This window comes from Streptococcus sp. 11-4097 (assembly GCF_018215285.2).
GTDB lineage: Bacteria > Bacillota > Bacilli > Lactobacillales > Streptococcaceae > Streptococcus.
This window is the reverse complement of sequence record NZ_CP185262.1, coordinates 1,536,301-1,558,685: the sequence shown is the minus strand read 5'-3', so window position 1 is coordinate 1,558,685 and position 22,385 is coordinate 1,536,301. Positions and strand designations below refer to the sequence as shown.

The following is a 22,385-nucleotide window of genomic DNA, read 5'->3' as shown; positions in this document are numbered from 1 at the left end:
CAAGGAGAGAAACTATGAAAAAACAAATCATTTTCTACAGTCAAGGTCTGCGTTATGAAGTAGAACTGAGTGCAGCTAAGACGGTCTTGGTTGGGGCTACTGAAAAGGCCCAAGTCTACCTTCCTCAACAGGAGAGTCCGATTCAGCTCAAGCTTGACGGTGACAAGATCTTTTATCAGTATGAGAACGAAGCAGGATTATTGAAAGATGGTCTACGTTTGGGTGAGGTTGTCTTTTATATCCGAGAAGGGGGTCCAAGGGTCTATGATCTTTTGGATTTATCAGAGTTTCAGATTGGTTCTCATAAAGGTGCGTTGATCACACTAGATGAAGATGTCGAACTCTTACTCCAAAAATCTCAGAATCAATGGATGCTAACTCGATTAAAAGGCGCATTTTATCGAAACAATCATCTGGAACAAATGGACCAGCAATTGATTGGTTTTGGAGATGAGTTGAGTTTAGGAGCGGTGACAATAAAGCTCTTTCCAGACGAAGTATGGGTTTTGGGACCAGCTCAAGTTGGGAGACAACTAACGCTGAGAGAACCCTCTCGATATGGTTTTTATGAAGATTATCCAGATTATCACCGCTCTCCACGAATCATTTATCGTGGAAGTGAAGATAAAATCTTGATTAACCCTCCAGGTCAAGAACCAGCTAAGCCAAGTGATGAACTGTTAAAGCTAATCGTTCCTCCTCTTACGATGGTCGGGGTAACCGTCTTGATCACCTTGGTTCAACCTCGAGGGATCTATATTCTTGCGACAGTAGGGATGTCCATAACCACAATGATTTTTTCTATCCGTGGTTTTATCAAAAATCGTAAAAAGTACAAGGCTGATAAGAAGGAACGGATCGATCTCTATCGTCTTTACCTGAAAGATAAGGTCATGGAATTGACTCGTCTGGAACGGGAACAAAAAGAAGGGATGCACTATCATTTTCCAACTATTTTAGAGTTGACGGACTTGGTTGAGAGTTACAATCACCGGATTTACGAAAAAACTCCCTTACATTTTGACTTCTTATACTATCGTTTGGGACTCGGGAAAATACCGACTAGCTATGACTTGAAATATGGTCAACAGGAGCGCAGTGGTAAGAAGGATGCTCTGGAAGAAGAGGGTTATGCTCTCTATAGTCGTCACAAAAAAATTCCAGATATGCCGATTCCGGCAAACCTTAGCCATGGACCGGTTGGTTATATTGGACCTAGAAATCTCGTCCTAGAACAACTGCAGCTTTTGGTGATGCAGTTAGCGACTTTTCATTCTTATCATGATGTGCAGTTTATTACGATCTTGCCAGAAGAGGAAAAAGAACAATGGTCTTGGATGCGTTGGCTCCCTCATGCCAAACTGCAAGAACTCAATGTTCGCGGTTTTGTCTACAATCAACGGACACGAGACCAGGTTCTCAATAGTTTGAACCAAATCTTGAAACTACGTCGTAGTCAAAAGGAAGAAGCATCCCACAAGGAGAGCACCCTCTTCCATCCTCATTACGTGGTTCTAGTAACCGATGAGAAGCTGATTTTGGACCATATTATCATGGAATTCTTTACCGAAGATCCAACGGAATTAGGCTGTTCTCTCATCTTTGTAGAGGATGTCATGAGTTCCTTGTCTGAGAATATCCAGACAGTGATCAATATCAAGGACCGAAATACGGGCCAACTGGTCATGGAAGAAGGGGTCTTGAAAGAGACGGACTTCCGCTTGGATCATTTCCCAGCAGATTATGATAAGGAGCGGATCGCCCGTACCTTGGCACCGCTCAATCACCTCCAAAACCTTAAGAGTTCGATTCCAGATTCCGTGACCTTTATGGAAATGTATGGTGCGGAGACCTTTGAGGACTTGCAGGTATCGAGCCGTTGGAAAAAGAACGCACCTTACAAGAGTTTGGCTGTGCCGATTGGTCTGCGTGGTCAGGATGACCTGGTTCAGCTCAATCTACATGAAAAAGCTCATGGACCTCATGGTTTGATCGCAGGGACGACTGGATCAGGGAAGTCAGAAACGATCCAATCCTACATCCTATCCCTCGCTGTCAACTTCCACCCTCATGATGTGGCTTTCTTGCTGATTGACTACAAGGGTGGTGGGATGGCCAATCTCTTTAAAAACCTCCCCCATCTCTTGGGAACCATTACCAACTTGGATGGTGTCCAATCCATGCGGGCTTTGGCTTCGATCAATGCGGAAATCCATCGTCGTGAACGACTCTTTGGAGAGTTTGAAGTCAACCATATCAACCAATACCAGAAGAAATTTAAAAACGGAGAAGCGACAGAACCCCTCCCTCATCTCTTCATCATCTCAGATGAGTTCGCAGAGCTCAAGGTTAACCAGCCCGACTTTATCAAGAAGTTGGTATCTATTGCGCGTGTCGGGCGTTCCCTCGGGGTTCACTTGATCCTAGCTACTCAAAAGCCATCAGGTGTGGTGGATGACCAGATCTGGTCCAACTCTCGCTTTAAGATTGCCCTTAAGGTAGCAGATCGTTCGGACTCCAATGAAATGCTTCATACACCGGATGCGGCCGAAATCACTCAGACGGGACGTGCCTATCTGCAAGTCGGAAATAATGAAGTCTATGAACTCTTCCAGTCAGCCTGGTCAGGCGCAGATTACCAGCCAGAAAAGGATGATATGGGAATTGAAGACCATACCATCTACCTGATCAATGAATTGGGGCAATATGAAATCCTAAATGAAGACTTATCGGGCTTAGAGGATGCGGACGAAATCAAGGAAGTTCCGACAGAGCTAGATGCTATTGTGCACAATATCCATCTCCTATGTGAAGAACAAGAAATTCCTCCAGTACCACAGCCATGGTTGCCACCACTTAAGGAGCGCATTGCGCTAGAGGAGCTGGAAGAAGTGCAACCAGCAATAGCCTGGGCACAAGAGAAATCACTCTCAATTCTACTTGGAATGGCAGATATCCCACAGGATCAGAAACAGGAAGCCGTCTCTATCAATCTCGCCAAGGACGGACATGTCCTTCTCTATGGAAGTCCGGGTACCGGGAAGACAACCTTCCTTCAGTCTGCAGGTATGGACTTGGCTCGTAAGTTCAGTCCTAAGGACCTTACTATGTACTTGATGGACTTTGGGACCAATGGTTTGGCTCCATTGTCTAAGCTTCCTCAGGTAGCGGATACCATGTCTCTGGACCAAACGGAGAAGATCTCTAAGTTTGTACGAATCATGGAGAAAGAACTCAACCGTCGTAAGAAACTCCTTGCGGACTATGGAGTTGGGACCTTGGAACTCTATCGTCAGGCTAGTGGTCAGGAAGAACCGGCTATTGTCATCCTCTTAGATAGCTATGAAGCTTTCAAGGAAGAAGCCTATGAGGCAGAACTCTTCAAGCTCTTGGTGCGCATCTCTCGTGAAGGTCTCAGCATTGGGGTACATCTCTTGATGACAGCGGGTCGCCAGTCCAACCTTCGTGCTCAACTCTACTCGAACTTCAAGCACCAGTTGAGCCTACCACAAAATGAAGCTAGTGAAGTGCGGACGATTGTGGGCTCTACACCCCTTGCCATGACCATGGAAGACATCAAGGGACGGGCTCTCATGAAGCGTGAAGACGTGGATGTCATCCAGCTGGCACTCCCAGTCTCTGGAGACAACGAAAACCAAGTCCTCAATAACCTTCGTCAGGAAGTGGCTTCCCTCCAAGAAGCCTGGACAGGCCAGCGCCCAAGTGCCATCCCGATGGTGCCAGAGGAGTTGATGGTGGAAGAATTTTTGAAATTGCCTAGTGTACAAGAAGCTATTGAGAATGGTCAGATTCCTATCGGTTTGGAGCTAGAAATGGTTGGAAGTGTCAATATCTCTCTTAGCAAATTTAAACACATGGCTTATGTATCAAATGCAGAAGATGCTTTTGATAATATAACTCATCATTTATTAAGAACTATTCTTAAAATGCCTAACGTTCATATGATGTTGATTGATGCTTTCCAAGAATATGAGTCATATAGTAATCAGGTGAAAACCTATGTTGGAAGTAAAAAGGAAGTATCGGACATAGGAAATCAGCTAATCTACGAAATAGAGCGCCGTCTTGAAAAAGGAATCTCATCTGAGTGGATTGTTTTTATACCAAATATGAGAGCACTTGTATCCGAAAGCGATTTAAATGTTCAACAGCTTCAATTTATGTTTGAGAATGGTTATCGAGTAGGGATGAGGTTTATTATTGGTACAGATTATACTTATATTGGAACAAGCGTTGACCCAATTCCAAGATACCTCAAAACAAATGTCCAATGGGTCATCTTTGGTATGCGCCTAATGGATCAAACCTTCTTAGATAAAGGAATATATAGCAGAGATGTGGCTCCAGATCCCGATCAGGTTTATTTACATTCTCGGAAAGAAATCATCAAACTCAAAATTAGTAAGAATAAGTAACAATATTATTTGATACTTAAGATTCAACCCTGTCTCTTGACGATTTGATAGTAGAAAGGATAATTGAAAAGGTTATTGAACATGGGACAAGTAAAAAGTGAAAAAGGCACGGCAAGTACTATTGCAACTGGAATTGTATCAGCAAGCAATAGCATTACAACTGCCGGTACAGTTACTAGAGATAAGACAAGCTATTATACCGCTAATACGGTAGGAAGAAAATTGATCATCAATGAGGCATCTATTGCTCAAAATATTCAATCGAAAATAAGTGAATTCGTAAAATTAATTCATGGTGTCGCAAATGAATTCGAAGTAGTAGATGAGAATATAAGTACAATGTGGCAGAATAATTTATCGTCGGGTCAAAATAAGGGGACAACTGGTCTATCTTCGCCATACACAAATCCGTCATTTGTTCCTCAAAATAATTTGTTTAAGGAGTGAGGATGGAAAAAACTAGAAAATTAGAAGATATTCAATGTAGTGTTCAACAGATTCAAACGAAATTATCAAAGCTAGAAGAAGAAAGAAATCAGTTTCTTTCCGTTGCGACGGAGATCTTAGATCTTTGTCAAACGAACTTCATTCCATATAGAGAATTAGGCTATTATCCGTTATCCGTTAAAGATGAGATGGATCGTCTTGAAGATATAGAGATGTTAAAAAGGAATGAACAGCTACTTGATGATTTTATCTCTGAGAGGAAAGAAGAATTAAAAAAAGCAATGAGCAAGCTAGAGGGTGAAAAAGAGGAACTTCTTTTTCAACAACGCCGTCTTGAATTACAAAATGAGGAGAAGGAGGAGAAGAATGGGGATTAAAGTAGATATAGGCTCAGCAGATTCGCAGGGTAGTACAGCAAATAGTGTATTAAGCAGCCGTGTGAATTATTATAACGATGTCATTAGTGCTTTTAATAATTTGATTACAGAGGAGGAGTTGAAAGGGGCAGCCTATGATAGCGCTAAGTCCTATGCGGAAAATATAATGGTTCCCCTACTTAGAGGAGTTATCCTCTTTTCAGAGAGTCTAGGAGGAAAAGCCGGTGAACTACCGACTCTTTACTATTCACAAGTTGGTGGAGAAAGTCTAGATGAGGATATACTTCAACAGCAAATTGAAGCGAAGAATACAACCATTTCGACTTATGAATCTATTTTATATAGTTTATATAATCTAAAGGACGTCGATCCTATATATATAAGTAATGTTCGAGGAATTATCTCAAATGCAACAAGTAAGCGAGATGAGTTACAAAGGAAATTAGAAAAATTGCAGTCGTTTGCGAGCTCGACTAGTGGTCAGTTTTCGGATTCAGAAAGCTTACAGAGCTTAGTTTTCCAAGGTTTCGAACAAGTCACAGGTGACTTTGGAAAGTTTGATGGGACATTTAAAGTAGAGGGACAAGCTCCTTGGGCTAGTAATATTAATAGTGAGTGGACGAAGCGTTCTGAGGTGATCCAAAATTACCAAAATGTTTTAGATAAAATTAAAAACAAAACCGAATTAGATGAGAAGGATATCGCAGCGATTGCAGAGTATGGAAAACGTTATCCAACAGAATTGGCAAAGCCAGAACTATTAAGGTTAATTAACGACTCTCCATATAGCAAAATTAGCGATTTATATAGTAAAACTACAACCGTTTTAGATGTTGCTAATGTTTTGTATTTGGGTTCTAGAATTACAAAAGACAATAAAGGAAATTTAATATTTCATCATGGTACAACACCTATTGGGCAAAAGCTAGATAAATTGTTAGGCTATGATAAATTTTACAGTCGTAATAGTATAAACCGACATCACAATTATAGTAAGATTACTACAAATAAGGGAACAAATATTCGAGGTCAGTACGAGGATATGATGCAACCTTTCCGTCCTAATATCATTAAGGCTGGGAAAGATGGTGCACTTTCCTCAGCAACAGCTGGTTTGTCAAACATATTCTCAATACATCCTACTGAAGGAATTAAGTTATCGGATAGCTTTAAGAATATGGGCAAATTGGGTAAAGGCATGGCGATTGCAAATGTGGTATTTTCTGCTGTAGATATTGTAGACGGAATGGGAGAAACACATGATATTGCTGTTAGCAAAAATATGACAGTTGGAAGTGAAAAGTATATAGCTACTCAATTTGGAGGTGTCACAATTGATACTGTGAAGAATGTAGGAATCAGCGCTACATCAAGTATTGTAGGTGTTGTATCAGCTACGGGGATAGCCGCAGCTGTGGCTGCAGTAACTACCTTTACATTACCAGTTGCTGTAGTAGCTGGTGTTGCAATTCTTATAGGCGGAGGTATTAGTGTGGGTTTAAATGAACTAGATAAACATACCGGATTTTCAAAGGGTTTGAAAAAATGGTGGGCAGGAATTGTAGGAGGATAAGATGAAAGAAAGATATTATGAATTTTTGAATATACTGATGACAGGTCATAAACCAGTGAGAAATTTGAATTTCTATCTTGTATTTTTATTCGAATTTCTATTTACTTCAGTAGTACTGATTGTTTCCATATTTACAAAGAATCAAATGCATAATCTTAGTATATTTTTGATTCATGTTACTATTGTCCATATGGTAATAGTACTGCTTGCATTTTTGTTGTTTCAAAAATTTTCCGCTTCAAAATTATTACAATCAGTTCCGACGACTTCGTTTCTTTTTCTTCATTTTAAACTTCTTTTTTTGAGCTCTATATTCTTTGGGGAACAGTATTTATCGATATTCTTTCTTTTCATTGGATTGAGCGTTGCTTTTCAGGTGATAAACTTTTTTTATCAAATATCAATTGTTTCAAAAGTAAAACAAATGCCAGATACTGAGCATAAGAAGAATTTGTTACACTTACCAGCCCTTATTGTAACAACAATGTCAGCAGCAATAGTAGTAATAACACGATTGTTTATGTTATCTGGAATCTATGTTATCATCGGATTAGTAGGAATGAGTATTTCATTGAACTCGTTCTTTATTCTCGGCTATACTCAAGTATTCACCGGTTGGGAAAAGAAAAGCACGAATAACATTATTTTTAGAGGAGAAATAAAATAAAATTAATTAGAATGGCTAGTAATAGCACAGCTCATGATAGGAGGATAGGAGGATAGGATGAAAGGATGAGAGAAAAGTACTATGAATTTTTAAATATGGCAGTTGTGGATTCTAGTCCTATAAAAAACTCTGACTTTTTAAGGGCTTTTACAATTGGAGTAATATTTTCTTTACTGATATTTATAGGTTCTTTTTTTATCAAAGAGGAGTCACATGATATGAGTATGCTAGTTTTTCGTTTTACTATTTATCATATACTGGTACTCGTGTTCATATTCTTGCTATTCCAAAAGTTTTCCAAAACAAAAATTTTGCAATTGGTGCCAGCTAGTTCTGTGCTTATTTCTCATGTAGAATTACTTTTTGGAAGTTCTATATTTTTAGGAGATGACTACTGGTCTATTTTCATGAAGTTAATTGGATTGAGCCTTATTTTTCAGCTAATCACCTTTGTTTACCAGTTGTTAATTGTCCCTAAAGCTAAGACCTTACCATCTGGAGAATTCAGGAAGACAATCTTACACGTTCCTCCACTTATTCTTGCTTCATTAGCAGCAATTTTTGCAATTATAGGACGTTTATTTATGTTACCAGTGATATATGCTATTCCTTGTGTTGTAGGATTAAGCATTGCCTGCCTCCCCTTCTATTGGCTTGAGTATGCACGAGTATTCACCGGTTGGAAAAAGAAAAGCACTAAAAACTTTATTTATAGAGGAGAAATAAAATGAAATTAATTAGAATAGATATCAGCAATATTGCTTATACAGAGAAAAAAGTTCCTATGGAATCTTTTCTAGATTTGATTGAAAGTTGTGAAAAATTATTATTTGAAACAGGGGTCTATAAAAATGGTCCGACAACGATTGAAACATGTTTGAGCACTTTTGGAAAGCCAGGAGAAGCCTCGTTTAAGTTCTATATTCCGACAAACATTCCAATTGAAGGAAATGATGAATTTCAATATCTAGAACATTTTACAATTAAGCAGTGTGTCTCTGAGGTAACTCCATTTGATGAACATTTCCTTCCAAAAATTGAAGAAATGAAGCAGTATATTCATGATGAGGGATTAGAAATGCTGGGAGATACAGTTTTTCTGTCTATTTTCCCAATATTTGGACAGCACTTTGTTGAAATGAATATCCCAATTAAGGAGATTACAGATGCTATTTAAAAACGTGGGAGAATACCAAGATATACAATATAGAAATGTTATCTCAAGGTATTATACAGTATCGCAAGAAGAGATGCCAGACACTTATAACTCTTTTTTAGAAGAAGTAAGAGAAGCAGGATATACGCTTCGAGGACCTTTCTTTTATACGATTAATTCCAAGTTAGAAGAAAATCAAGATGTGTTGATGGAACTGTTTATCCCAGTAGAAGAAGAGTATATTGAAGATACTTTGCCAGAAGACTTTTTGTATCACAGTCTGTTTCAAGTTTTAAATACTGTTTCAACTAGAATTTTAGAACCAGATGATGAGTCAGTGAAAGAGGGGATAAGCTTCTTAGCGGGTTATATCTATTATCAGGGACATTGTGAGTTGACCCCTCCCTTCTTTTTCACCACAATCTCTGACGGGAAAGTCTATACAGATATAAAAGTAGGTGTGTTAAAAGAGACTTTTTCAGGTATTCAGTCTATTGAAGAAATATTTGGATGGTAAATGTGGAATTAAAATTTAGTCACTGCATGTATTGAGTGGGTTGGGAAATGTATCAGATGAACAGATTTGTCAAAAAGTATATCGTTCATGTTAGGAGCTTATAGAGGATATGCTGGAAATGTTTTATAGATGTCCCAGTTTATTTTAAGAATTATCCTTTCTCTGAAACAGATGCAGCTAAGGATGTCTTCATAAAATATATATGAAATTGGTCAAGGCTTGCAAACGATAGGAGTGGAGTTTATGGTAAAGAAAAATAGAAAAAATAAAGCAAAGATTACTGATATAGAAAGAGAAAGATACCATGGGCCTTTGATTACAGATGGTGTCAGTTTAGGATACATTAAGATTTATCCATGGATAAATTTACCATTTTGCTCCTTTTTCTTTTACTGGGCTCTTATAGGTGAAACAGGAAGTCATTGGGGAGTGCTTAAAGTTACATTTTTGATTTGTATCATTCTTAATATTGTAAGTATGTTGTTTGGTTTTTCTAAGTTTTTAATCAATCGATTTAAATTTTTAACTTATATCCTGATTGCTTTGCTTACTTGGAGCGCATTAGTTTGGATTGATTTTATCGGAATGTTGATGTTTATAACAGTCGGAGATTCAAATAGTATAGATGGAATATATCAATCCCCTCTCACTCCATTTTATGTAATATTGATGTTGTTCCTTTTTATCTTGGCTTGTGGCCTCTATGCTTGGTATTATATCCCAAAGAATCAGGGGAAAGTCTGGGCTTTTAATCAAGTAAAAGAGGGAAATAGAAAGAAAACATGGTGGAATAATTTTGCTATAGCTTTTGCTGGGGCAACAATCATTCCCGCCCTCCTAACAGGTTATATTCAGATTGCTTTTGGTGTTTTATTGGGAATTTTATTTACTTTGACACTGCCAGCTGTCATGGTGGATGCGGTTTATGCAGCTATTTATATAAAGAAGCACCCTGATAGCGATGGATTAGTTTAGAAATGAAATCATTTGTAAATATCTAAGAAAGGTGCACTTAATTTGACAATTCAAGGGAGATGAAAATTTCTTGACTTCTATACTATAATTGCAATCGCCGATTTAGCTCAGTTGCTAGAGCAAGAGAGTCGTAAAGTCTAGGTCACAGGTGAACATATGACTGAAGATTTGCAAAATTAGATATGTAGAAAATAACCGTTAAGCCCAGTTCTTATCGGTTATTTATTTTGTTTAATAGTATTGTTATTGCATCGATGATGTCTGTTTTTGTGATTCTAGTAGTGCTTCAACTTGATTGCTACTATTTTTGATGGTGTGAATGTGCTGATAATGTATCTCAGTTAAGTACGAAACTTTTGCATCTTTTTTAACATAAGTTAAAAATAAAATTAACCAACATTAATTTTTCTTGACTTAAATTTTTTTAATTGATATACTATTTTTCAGAGAGCTAACAATTATATATAAATGTACTACTCTATTTCCTAGATAATACTTAGTAAAACTTTTTATAACAAAGGCTAGCAAAGTTAAAGTTTTCTATCTATTGGAAGTTAAATAAATATGTAAGGAATTAAAATGAAAAAAAGTACAGTATTGTCATTAACCACAGCTGCAGTTATTTTAGCAGCCTATGTCCCTAATGAGGTAGTTTTAGCAGATACATCTAGCTCTGAAGATGCTTTAAGTATCTCTGATAAAGAAAAAGTAGTAGTAGGTAAACAAAACGAAAACAAAGAAAAACATGAAGATATTCATAATGTTATAGAAACTTCAAAGGATACTGAAGAGAAGAAAACAACAGTTATTGAGGAAAAAGAAGTTGTTAGTAAAGAATCTGTGATAGACAATAAAACTAACAATGAAAAAACAACAATCAAAAAAGAAGATTCCAATCAATACAAAGGAGATAACGCAGACTTGTCTGCAAGTAAAGACACGGAAAGTCCCAAAAAAGAAGATAGACTTGTCTATATTGCTGAATTTAAAGATAAAGAATCTGGAGAAAAAGCAATCAAGGAACTATCAAATCTTAAGAATACAAAAGTTTTATATACTTATGATAGAATTTTTAACGGTAGCGCGATTGAAACAACCAAAGATACTCTGGACAAAATTAAACTAATAGAAGGTATTTCATCGGTTGAACGATCACAAAAAGTCCAACCTATGATGAATCATGCTAGAAAAGAAATTGGAGTTGAAGAGGCAATCGATTACCTAAAATCTATCAATGCACCATTTGGTAAAAATTTTGATGGTAGAGGTATGGTCATTTCAAACATCGATACTGGGACTGATTATAGACATAAGGCTATGAGAATCGATGATGATGCCAAAAGCTCAATGAAATTTAAAAAAGAAGACTTAAAAGGTACTGATAAAAATTTCTGGTTGAGTGATAAAATTCCTCATGCTTTCAATTATTATAATGGTGGTAAAATTACTGTAGAAAAAGCTGATGATGGAAGCGATTATTTTGATCCACATGGGATGCATATTGCAGGGATTCTTGCGGGAAATGATACTGAAAAAGATATCAAAAACTTTAACGGAATAGATGGAATTGCTCCTAATGCACAGATCTTCTCTTATAAAATGTACTCTGACGCAGGGTCTGGCTTCGCAGGAGATGAAACAATGTTTCATGCTATTGAAGATTCAATCAAACACAATGTTGATGTTGTTTCGGTATCATCTGGCTTTACAGGAACAGGTCTTGTAGGTGAGAAATATTGGCAAGCTATTAGAGCATTAAGAAAAGCAGGCATTCCAATGGTTGTAGCTACGGGTAACTATGCAACTTCTGCTTCAAGTTCTTCATGGGATTTAGTGGCAAATAATAATCTGAAAATGACCGACACTGGAAATGTAACACGAACTGCAGCACATGAAGATGCGATAGCCGTTGCTTCTGCTAAAAATCAAACAGTTGAGTTTGATAAAGTTAAGATTGGAGGAGAAAGTTTTAAATATAGAAATATAGGGGCCTTTTTCGATAAGAATAAAATCATAACAAACGAAGATGGTTCAAAAGCTCCTAGTAAATTGAAATTTGTATATATAGGCAAAGGTCAAGACCAAGATTTGATAGGTTTGGATCTTAAGGGCAAAATTGCAGTAATGGATAGAATTTATACAAAGGATTTAAAAAATGCTTTTAAACGAGCAACGGATAAGGGCGCACGTGCCATTATGGTTGTAAATACTGTAAATTACTACAATAGAGATAATTGGACAGAGCTCCCAGCTATGGGATATGAGGAGGATGAAGGAACTACTAGTCAAGTTTTCTCAATTTCAGGAGATGATGGTGTAAAGTTATGGAACATGATTAACCCTGATAAAAAAACTAAAGTTAAAAGAAATAATAAAGAAGATTTTAAAGATAAATTGGAGCAATACTATCCAATTGATATGGCAAGCTATAATTCTAATAAACCGAATGTAGGTGATGAAAAAGAAATTGACTTTAAGTTTGCACCTGACACCGACAAAGAACTGTATAAAGAAGATATTATAGTCCCAGCAGGATCCACATCTTGGGGACCGAGAACAGATTTACTTTTAAAACCTGATGTTTCAGCACCTGGTAAAAACATTAAATCCACTCTCAATGTCATTAATGGGAAATCAACTTATGGCTATATGTCAGGAACTAGTATGGCAACTCCAATCGTAGCAGCTTCTACTGTTTTGATTAGGCCAAAGTTAAAGGAAATGCTTGAAAGACCTGTGTTGAAAAATCTTAAGGGAGATGACAAAATAGATCTTACAAGTCTTACAAAAATAGCCCTACAAAATACTGCACGCCCTATGATGGATGCGACTTCTTGGAAAGAAAAAAGTCAATACTTTGCATCACCTAGACAACAGGGGGCAGGGCTAATTAATGTTGCCAATGCTTTGAGAAATGAAGTTGTAGCGACTTTCAAAAACACAGATTCTAAAGGCTTGGTAAATTCTTATGGTTCTATTTCTCTTAAAGAAATAAAAGGAGATAAAAAATATTTTACAATTAATCTTCACAATACATCAAACAGACCTTTGACCTTTAAAGTTTCAGCATCAACTGTAACTACAGATGCCCTAACTGACAGATTAAAACTAGATGAAACATATAAAGATGAAAAATCACCAGATGGGAAGCAAATTGTTCCAGAAATTCACCCAGAAAAAGTCAAAGGAGCAAATATCACATTTGAGCATGATACTTTCACTATAGGCCCAAATTCTAGCTTTGATTTAAATGCAGTTATAAATGTTGGAGAGGCTAAAAACAAAAATAAATTTGTAGAATCATTTATTCATTTTGAGTCAGTGGAAGAAATGGAAGCTCTGAACTCCAACGGGAATAAAATAAACTTCCAACCTTCTTTATCGATGCCTCTAATGGGATTTGCTGGGAATTGGAACCACGAACCAATCCTTGATAAATGGGCTTGGGAAGAAGGATCAAAATCAAAAACAATGGAAGGTTATGATGATGATGGTAAACCGAAAATTCCAGGAACCTTAAATAAGGGGATTGGTGGAGAACATGGTATAGATAAATTTAATCCAGCAGGAGTTATACAAAATAGAAAAGATAAAAATACAACATCCCTAGATCAAAATCCAGAATTATTTGCTTTCAATAACGAAGGAATCAACGCACCATCATCAAGTGGTTCTAAGATTGCTAAAATTTATCCTTTAGATTCAAATGGAAATCCTCAAGATGCTCAACTTGAAAGAGGATTAACACCTTCTCCACTTGTATTAAGAAGTGCAGAAGAAGGATTGATTTCAATAGTAAATACAAATAAAGAGGGAGAAAATCAAATTGACTTAAAAGTCATTTCGAGAGAACACTTTATTAAAGGAATTTTGAACTCTAAGAGAAATGATGCAAAGGGAATCAAATCTTCTAAACTAAAAGTTTGGGGTGACTTGAAATGGGATGGACTCATTTATAACCCGAGAGGTAGAGAAGAAAATGCACCAGAAAGCAAGGATACCAAAGATCCTGCCACTAAGATAAGAGGTCAATTTGAACCGATTGCAGAAGGTCAATATTTCTATAAATTTAAATATAGATTAACTAAAGATTACCCATGGCAGGTTTCCTATATTCCTGTAAAAATTGATAACACAGCCCCTAAGATTGTTTCGATTGATTTTTCAAATCCTGAAAAAATTAAGTTGATTACAAAGGATACTTATCATAAGGTAAAAGAGCAATACAAGAATGAAACTTTATTTGCGAGAGATCAGAAAGAACATCCTGAAAAATTTGACGAGATTGCCAACGAAGTTTGGTATGCTGGCGCCGCTCTTGTTAATGAAGATGGAGAGGTTGAGAAAAATCTTGAAGTAACTTACGCAGGTGAGGGTCAAGGAAGAAATAGAAAACTTGACAAAGACGGAAATACCATTTATGAAATTAATGGTGCAGGAGATTTAAGAGGAAAAATCATTGAAGTCATTGCATTAGATGGATCTAGCAATTTCACAAAGATTCATAGAATTAAATTTGCTGATCATGCTGATGAAAAGGGGATGATTTCCTATTATCTAGTAGATCCTGATCAGGATTCATCTAAATACCAAAAACTTGGCGAGATTTCCGAATCTAAATTTAAAAATTTAGAAAATAGAAAAGAGGATAGTTTTAAAAAAGATACAACTGAAGTAGAACATCATCAAGAAAATGAAGAGGCTACCGAAGAAAAATCTAGCTTTACTATCAATAAAGCCATTTCAACAATTAGAGACTTTGAAAGCAAAGATTTAAAGAAACTCATTAAAAAGAAATTTAGAGAAGTTGATGACTTTACAAGTGAAACTGGTAAGAGAATAGAGGAATACGATTATAAATACGATGATAAGGGAAATATCATTGCTTATGACGATGGTAGCGCCTTACAATATGAAACTGAAAAACTTGACGAAATCAAATCAAAAATTTATGGTGTTCTAAGCCCGTCTAAAGATGGACACTTTGAAATTCTTGGAAAGATCAGTAATGTTTCTAAAAATGCCAAGGTATATTATGGAAATAACTATAAATCGATAGAAATCAAAACGACCAAGTATGATTCGCATTCAAAAACGATGACATTTGATTTATACGCTAATGTTAATGATATTGTGGATGGGTTAGCTTTTGCAGGAGATATGAGATTCTTTGTTAAAGATGATGATCAGATAAAAGCTGAAACTAAAATTAGAATGCCTGAAAAAAATAAGGAAACTAAAGCAGAATATCCGTATGCATCAAGTTATGGGAATGTCATAGAATTAGGAGAAGGAGATCTTTCGAAAAACAAACCAAACAATTTAACGGACATGGAATCTGGTAAAATCTATGCTGATTCAGAAAAACAACAATATCTATTAAAAGATAACATCATTCTAAGAAAAGGCTATGCACTAAAAGTGACTACCTATAATCCTGGAAAAACGGATATGTTAGAAGGAAATGGAGTTTATAGCCAGAAAGATATAGCAAAAATCCAAAAGGCCAATCCTAATCTAAGAGTCTTATCAGAAAAAATAATTTATGCTGATAGTAGAAATGTTGAAGATGGAAGAAGTACTCAATCCGTATTAATGTCGGCTTTGGACGGCTTTAACATTGTAAGGTATCAAGTGTTTACCTTTAAAATGAATGATAAAGGGGAAGCAATCGATAAAGATGGCAATCTTGTGACAGATTCTTCTAAACTGGTATTATTTGGTAAGGATGGTAAAGAGTACACAGGAGAGGATAAGTCCAATGTAGAAGCTATAAAAGAAGATGGCTCTACGTTATTTATTGATGCAAAACCAGTAAATCTTTCAATGGACAAGAACTACTTTAATCCATCTAAATCTAATAAAATTTATGTACGAAATCCAGAATTCTATTTAAGAGGTAAGATTTCTGATAAGGGTGGTTTTAACTGGGAGTTGAGAGTTAATGAATCGGTTGTAGATAATTATTTAATCTATGGAGATTTACACATTGATAACACTAGAGATTTTAACATTAAGCTTAATGTTAAAGATGGTGACATCATGGACTGGGGGATGAAAGACTATAAAGCAAACGGATTCCCAGATAAGGTAACAGACATGGATGGAAATGTTTATCTTCAAACTGGCTATAGCGATTTGAATGCGAAAGCGGTTGGAGTACACTATCAATTTTTATATGATAATGTTAAACCAGAAGTAAAGATTGATCCTAAGGGAAATACTAGTATCGAATATGCTAAGGGAAAATCTGTAGTCTTTAATATCAATGATAAAAGAAATAATGGATTCGATGGTGAGATTCAAGAACAACATATTTATGTAAATGGAAAAGAATATAAATCATTTGCTGATATTAAACAAATAGCAGATAAGACACTAAACATTAAGATTGTTGTAAAAGATTTCGCAAGAAATACGACTGTAAAAGAATTCATTTTAAACAAAGATACGGGAGAGGTAAGCGAACTAAAACCTCATATGGTAACTGTGACCATTCAAAATGGAAAAGAAATGAGTTCAACGATAGTGGCGGAAGAAGATTTCATTTTACCTATCTATAAGGGGGAATTAGAAGTAGGCTATCAATTTGATGGTTGGGAAATTTCTGGTTTCGAAGGGAAAAAAGACACTGGCTATGTTCTTAATCTATCAAAAGATACCCTTATAAAACCTGTATTCAAGAAAATAGAGGAGAAAAAGGAGGAGGAAAATAAACCTACTTTTGATGTATCCAAAAAGAAAGACAACCCACAGGTAAATCCTAGTCAATTAAATCAAAGTCATAGAAAAGAGGACTTACAAAGAGCAAATCATTCACAAAAATCTGATTCAACTAAGGATGTTACAACTACAGTTCTTGATAAAAACTTTGAAAATAAGAAGGAAGTCCATCTTAATAAACAAGTGAACATAGCTAATAAACATACTAACATTGATAGTAAGTCGGATACTAACCATTCTGATAGGTTGCCAAAAACCGGAACAGTTAGAGCAGTTCTTACACCATTCATTGCTGGAATATTGTTTATAGTAGGAGTACTTCTTGGATTGAAGAAAAAAGATCAAGATTAAGACAAAAGCTATAGAAAAAATGTTTATGTGTTGAGATTAGATACTGTAATGGTTAAACAGTTTGCTGACAATTACTATTTAATACTTAATTCTTAAGATTACGTTGATAATTATACTCTTTTAGAATGTATTAATGGACTTCATTTAGATAACAAAAAATCTTCTTATTACAGATAGGAAGATTTTTTGGACTCTACCAATTTTATAAAATACGGTATCGAACTATATATTAAAAATTGTGCTTTTACAATTGTAGTAAAAACTCAAGATTTATTTGATGAAGTACAGTCTATATGAAATATGATAAGAAACTACACCTATTAGAATTTTTATAAATATAAGTGAATAATACGAAAGAATAGCTACCCTTAATTATCATAGTTAGACTATAAAAATATATAAAATTCTTAAGAATTATGCTATAATTTATGTTAATAAACTCGATATAGAGTTTAATGGATGATTCTATTGATGCCAATATTTAAGGGTTAGTTGATTGGTTTTCTTTTGAAAATCCATCCATTCATGGATACTGACAAATCTTGCGAATTTGTTTAAGATATAGGTGAAATATAGTGAAAAATGGGAGGAATACTATGACTAAGAAAAATTTTGACGAGAAAAATGGTCCGAAATCAACTGTCTCGAAGGGAGTGAAAGGCTCTTCTCCATCTAAGACTAGAGGTAAGTTTTTTAAAATAAAAGTCTATATTGGCATTGCCATTAGTCTCTTGGTTGTTGCAATCCTAGCAAGCCTCTTCTTATTCTCACCTAACGCAAAGAAAGAGTCAAATGAAGCCATTTCTTCAGTTGCTAAAAAAGAGAACACAAGTAAAGAAGCGATAGATACTTCGAAAGCGTCTGAGAATGAGAAGAAGAAAGAAGAGGAGATTCAGCAACTCAAGGAACAGCTAACCAGTTTAGATAGCAAGGTCTCTGAGTCAGAGAAGGTAGTTAGCAAGCTAAAAGAAGAAACTGCAGTTCCGAAACTGGATATTGAAGCACTAAGAAATAATGATTTATCTAGTTTGAAAGGCACATGGCGTACACCGTCGGGCAATGAATATGTAATTAATGAGTCTGGTGAAATGTATGCAATTGGTTATAGCAATGGTCAAAAATTTGAATATACGGCTGAACTAAAAGGTTCAAAAGGTCAAGATCGTCGTAACTCTGAGACAGTATCTCTTAGTGCATGGGTAAAAGGTTCTGTCGCAGGAGGATTTGTGGTAGTTGCTGTACCAAGTGGAGTTGTCATGCAACCTGGTGATGATGGAAAACTGACAGATAAAAGCAATCATGACGAGGAGAGACTGTTTGCAGGACAGCAGTATGAAGCGATGTTGTCGAGACCAGAAGATGTTTACTATCGTGTAAAACCAGATACTAGTAAACTTGAGGAAGAGGAGAAAAATTTAGCTCAACTACAGGCTGAACGCGAAGCAATTAAAATTTCTCTAGAATCTAAGGAAAAGAAAAATACGAACTAGAAAAAACTAGTTTAGAATCTAACTTTCGATTGTTTTAGTTCAGAAATACTGTTGCAATCGCTAGAATGAAGAAGCTCATTAGGGCTTTTTTTCTTTTATCTTAACACTTCAACCACTTAGACTGATATAGAGACCAGATAGGCAAAAGAACTTGTTCTTGAAACTGACCTCTGCTATAATGATTTTTGTAAGGGACGTGAAGGGTCGATATCAGATAACTCAAGTTCCTAAAAAAGAAATTGGAGATAAAAATGAAAAAATTATTAGGTATTGGATTCTTGCTAGTTTCAGCTTTGGTTTTGTATTTTGGTTCTGTTGGGTGGCCAAGTTTGGATGTCAACCTCTGGTCACTGATTCCGGTAGGACTGTTCCTCTTTTTCACTCTAGAGAATTTTTTGAAAAAAGACTACAAGGCTAGTCTGATGTGTTTAATTATTGCTTTTATCATTGCAAATGCAATTTTAGACCTTTTGCCAATTTCAAGTGGCTTGGTAATTGGAGCGGGCGTACTAGCTTGCATTGGTATTGGATACCTCTTTCCTGATAAAGATACAAAAGAAGACAAATAGAAAAGGCCTCGAGATTTCTCGAGACCCTTTTTTACTTACCAGCGTAATATTTTTGAATTCCTTTCACGATACCTGCTACAAGCTTATCTTGATAGTGGCTATCTCGAATCTGTTGATTTTCAGCGAAATTATCTATATAACCTAGCTCTAGGAGGACGGCTGGTTTAGCAGTTTCTCGAAGAACTGCAAAGCTTCTTTCCAATAAACCAGCATCTTTAGCACCAGTTTCAGCTAACAATGAAGAGTGGATAGCAGCTGCAAGACGCTTGCTCTCACTCATACGGTCAGGATGGTTATGCCAGTATGGGTTAATTTTACTTGGATAATCAGAATCATCACTATAGGAATAGGTTTGAATTCCACTAGCTTTAGAGTACGCGCTACCAGTCGCATTGAAGTGAATACTAATAAAGATATCAGAGTTAGTCTTGTTAACCATACGAGAACGTTCTGTAACAAAATCTACATCAATATCACTATCACGTGAAGTAAGAACTTTGTAGCCAAGTTCTTCTAACTTTTTGCGTAATTTACGATACACCTGCATGTTGAGGTCTTTTTCAGCAACATTGTAATAGTATGCACCTGAGTCTCTTCCCCCATGTCCAGGATCTAAAAAGATGGTTCTACTGTACTGGCCTTTTACAAAACCAACTTCTTTTGAGACCTCAGAAATCCATTGACCATTTTTGTGGAATAGATGGTCTTTACCGTCAATTTTGTAAGTTCCGGAAACATAATGTCCATTATCATCTAAGTAGTAGCGAGCCTTATAAGTGTCGTCGTAAATCCACTCTTTTTTAGCCATATAACCACCAGCTTTGAGATAGTAAGCTCCAATCCATTCTTTTGATGCATACATTCCACCACGCTTCAAAAAGAACCAGCTATTATAGTTTTTATCAAATATCCATTCATTATCAGCCATGACTCCATTGGTTTTTAGATAATAATTACCTTGCCATTGGTTACTAGACATAATACCTATTTTGTCAAAATAGTACCAAACTCCATTAATTTTCTCCCATTTATTCTGAGAAATTTTTCCAGAAGAATTAGCGAAGTACCAATGTTTATCAATGAGAACCCATTTGTTTTCAGCCATGGCTCCACTATTTGTCAGCAAGTAGCTGTTAATGGTTGTATTACTGAGCATGATTCCATCTTTGTCGAAGTAATACCAAGACCCAGCAATTTTTTCCCATTTATTTTGAGAAATTTTTCCAGAAGAATTAGCGAAGTACCAATGTTTATCAATGAGAACCCATTTGTTTTCAGCCATGGCTCCACTATTTGTCAGCAAGTAGCTGTCAATGGTTGTATTACTGAGCATGATTCCATCTTTGTCGAAGTAATACCAAGACCCAGCAATTTTTTCCCATTTATTTTGAGAAATTTTTCCAGAAGAATTAGCGAAGTACCAATGTTTATTAATGAGAACCCATTTGTTTTCAGCCATTGCTCCACTATTTGTCAGCAAGTAGCTGTTAATGGTTGTATTACTGAGCATGATTCCATCTTTGTCGAAGTAATACCAAGACCCACCAATTTTTTCCCATTTATTTTGAGAAATTTTTCCAGAAGAATTAGCGAAGTACCATTTTCCATTGATAAAATTCCAACCGTTTTCAGCCATCACCCCATCTTTATTGAAAACATAACCATCAAAGGTTGTATTGTTTAGTCGATGTCCATCTTTGTTGAAGTAGTACCACTTTCCTTGGATTTTTTTCCAGTTGATAACAGGTTTATTGTGTTCGTAAAAGCGCCATTTATTATTTTCTTCCTGCCAACCTTCTTTGACTTTTTCGACTTTTTTTTCTTCTTTTTTTACTTCCGCTTTCTTCTCTTCTACGGCAGGAGTTTTTTTCTCTGTTTTTTCTTCTTTATTATCAATTTTAGAAGAATTGTCTGTTTTTTCAACCTTCTCTTTCGATTTTTCTTGGTTTTCGAGTTTTGAAGTATTTGAGTGAGGAATTGTTACATTTTCTCGTACTCCCTCTGCTTTATTTTCTTGAGCATGAGCAGTTGCTTGAGTGTATCCTAAAATAGATAGGGCAACAACACTAGCAAGTATAACTTTTTTCATATTTATCTCCTTTTGTTTTTTTGCTTATTATAATAAAATTTTGCTGATTTCTCAACTATCAAACTGGACTTCTTCTAGGAGATAATCGATAAAGCGTTCGCCCATCTTAGACAGGCTGGTTTTTTCATGCTGGATATAGATCAGCTCAATTGGATCATCAATATCAAGTGGGATAGAAACGATATTGTCTCCGTTAAGATTACTGTTCAAAATCCCTGTTGCGATCGTGTATCCGTCCAGACCAATCAAGAGATTAAAGAGGGTGGCACGGTCACTAACCACAATGGATTTCTTGTGGTGCTCTTGAGATAGAATCTCTTCAGAGAAGTAGAAGGAGTTGTGCGTCCCTTGGTCATAACTCAGATAAGGGAAGTTTTCTAAATCAGATAGTTTGACCTTGTCTTTTTTTGCCAGAGGGTTGGTCTTGCTGACAAAGATATGCGGTTGCGCTGTGAAGAGATGGTGAGCCAGCAGATGGTTGTCATCCAGCATTTTCGTTAAAACATCACGGTTGTAGCTGTTTAAGAAGAGGACACCGACCTCACTACGGAAGTTCTTGACGTCGTCGATAATTTCCCAAGTACGAGTTTCACGAAGGAAGAGCTCGTATTTTTCCATATCGCTTTTTTTGAGCAGTGAGACAAAGGCATTGACTACAAAAGCATAGTGTTGAGACGAAACGCTAAAGAGTTCACGGTGGGCGACAGGATTTTTATAGCGTTCCTCCAGAAGCTGAGTTTGCTCGACAACCTGACGGGCATAAGAGAGAAACTCCATCCCATCACGGGTTAAGGTGATACCCTTGGGATTGCGGATAAAGATCTCAATGCCCATTTCATTTTCCAAATCTCTCACAGCATTGGAAAGGCTTGGTTGGGTGATAAAGAGTTGCTTGGCTGCCTCATTCATGGAGCCGGTTTCGACGATTTTGATAATATAGTGTAATTGTTGAATTCTCATGTTTTTATTGTACCACACTTGCGTCAGAATCGCCAAAGAAGATAGGAAAATCAGG

The 22,385-nt window shown here is 36.2% G+C and carries 14 protein-coding genes; 12 read left to right on the top strand and 2 right to left on the bottom strand.

Going from position 1 to position 22,385, the window contains the following annotated elements:
* Positions 1 to 14 precede the first annotated feature (14 nt).
* The 12 genes from essC to KB197_RS07700 all read left to right on the top strand — a co-directional run bounded on the left by essC (position 15) and on the right by KB197_RS07700 (position 19,281).
* Positions 15 to 4,436, top strand: coding sequence for a type VII secretion protein EssC (gene essC, locus KB197_RS07755; RefSeq protein WP_033682141.1), 4,422 nt, complete (start codon positions 15 to 17; stop codon positions 4,434 to 4,436).
* An 81-nt stretch (positions 4,437 to 4,517) separates the two neighbouring features.
* Positions 4,518 to 4,883, top strand: a complete 366-nt coding sequence (locus KB197_RS07750; RefSeq protein WP_033682142.1) for a TIGR04197 family type VII secretion effector — start codon at positions 4,518 to 4,520, stop codon at positions 4,881 to 4,883.
* Between the two features lie 2 nt (positions 4,884 to 4,885).
* A complete protein-coding gene (locus KB197_RS07745; protein WP_033682143.1) occupies positions 4,886 to 5,260 on the top strand; it encodes a hypothetical protein in 375 nt (124 codons plus the stop codon).
* Complete coding sequence (locus KB197_RS07740; protein ID WP_033682144.1) at positions 5,250 to 6,833, top strand: T7SS effector LXG polymorphic toxin; 1,584 nt, start codon at positions 5,250 to 5,252, stop codon at positions 6,831 to 6,833. Before KB197_RS07745 ends, KB197_RS07740 begins: the two co-directional genes overlap by 11 nt.
* 1 nt (position 6,834) lies before the next feature.
* On the top strand, positions 6,835 to 7,500 hold the full coding sequence (locus KB197_RS07735) for a hypothetical protein (RefSeq protein ID WP_023946273.1): 666 nt from the start codon (positions 6,835 to 6,837) through the stop codon (positions 7,498 to 7,500).
* Positions 7,501 to 7,565: 65 nt separating this feature from the next.
* Positions 7,566 to 8,231 (top strand): hypothetical protein, encoded by a 666-nt coding sequence (locus KB197_RS07730; protein WP_023946274.1) that lies wholly within the window; start codon positions 7,566 to 7,568, stop codon positions 8,229 to 8,231.
* A complete protein-coding gene (locus KB197_RS07725) occupies positions 8,228 to 8,677 on the top strand; it encodes a hypothetical protein (RefSeq protein ID WP_033682145.1) in 450 nt (149 codons plus the stop codon). Before KB197_RS07730 ends, KB197_RS07725 begins: the two co-directional genes overlap by 4 nt.
* Positions 8,667 to 9,173 carry a DUF5085 family protein gene (locus KB197_RS07720; protein ID WP_023946276.1) on the top strand — a complete coding sequence of 169 codons (507 nt, stop codon included), beginning with the start codon at positions 8,667 to 8,669 and terminating at the stop codon, positions 9,171 to 9,173. The genes KB197_RS07725 and KB197_RS07720 overlap by 11 nt, the downstream gene beginning before the upstream one ends.
* A 243-nt stretch (positions 9,174 to 9,416) precedes the next feature.
* Positions 9,417 to 10,148, top strand: coding sequence for a hypothetical protein (locus KB197_RS07715; RefSeq protein WP_212573962.1), 732 nt, complete (start codon positions 9,417 to 9,419; stop codon positions 10,146 to 10,148).
* Positions 10,149 to 10,727: 579 nt separating this feature from the next.
* Entirely contained in the window at positions 10,728 to 17,222 is a 6,495-nt protein-coding gene (locus tag KB197_RS07710) for a S8 family serine peptidase (RefSeq protein WP_212573963.1), read from the top strand.
* A gap of 596 nt (positions 17,223 to 17,818) precedes the next feature.
* A complete protein-coding gene (locus KB197_RS07705; RefSeq protein WP_064276283.1) occupies positions 17,819 to 18,712 on the top strand; it encodes a DUF6287 domain-containing protein in 894 nt (297 codons plus the stop codon).
* A gap of 251 nt (positions 18,713 to 18,963) precedes the next feature.
* A complete protein-coding gene (locus KB197_RS07700; RefSeq protein WP_004269832.1) occupies positions 18,964 to 19,281 on the top strand; it encodes a hypothetical protein in 318 nt (105 codons plus the stop codon).
* A gap of 31 nt (positions 19,282 to 19,312) precedes the next feature.
* Here KB197_RS07700 and KB197_RS07695 read toward each other — a convergent pair whose 3' ends face one another.
* Both KB197_RS07695 and KB197_RS07690 read right to left on the bottom strand, forming a co-directional pair.
* Positions 19,313 to 21,370: an N-acetylmuramoyl-L-alanine amidase gene (locus KB197_RS07695; protein ID WP_421127548.1), complete on the bottom strand. Its 2,058-nt coding sequence runs from the start codon at positions 21,368 to 21,370 to the stop codon at positions 19,313 to 19,315.
* A gap of 51 nt (positions 21,371 to 21,421) precedes the next feature.
* A complete protein-coding gene (locus tag KB197_RS07690; protein WP_033684245.1) occupies positions 21,422 to 22,330 on the bottom strand; it encodes a LysR family transcriptional regulator in 909 nt (302 codons plus the stop codon).
* Positions 22,331 to 22,385 lie beyond the last annotated feature (55 nt).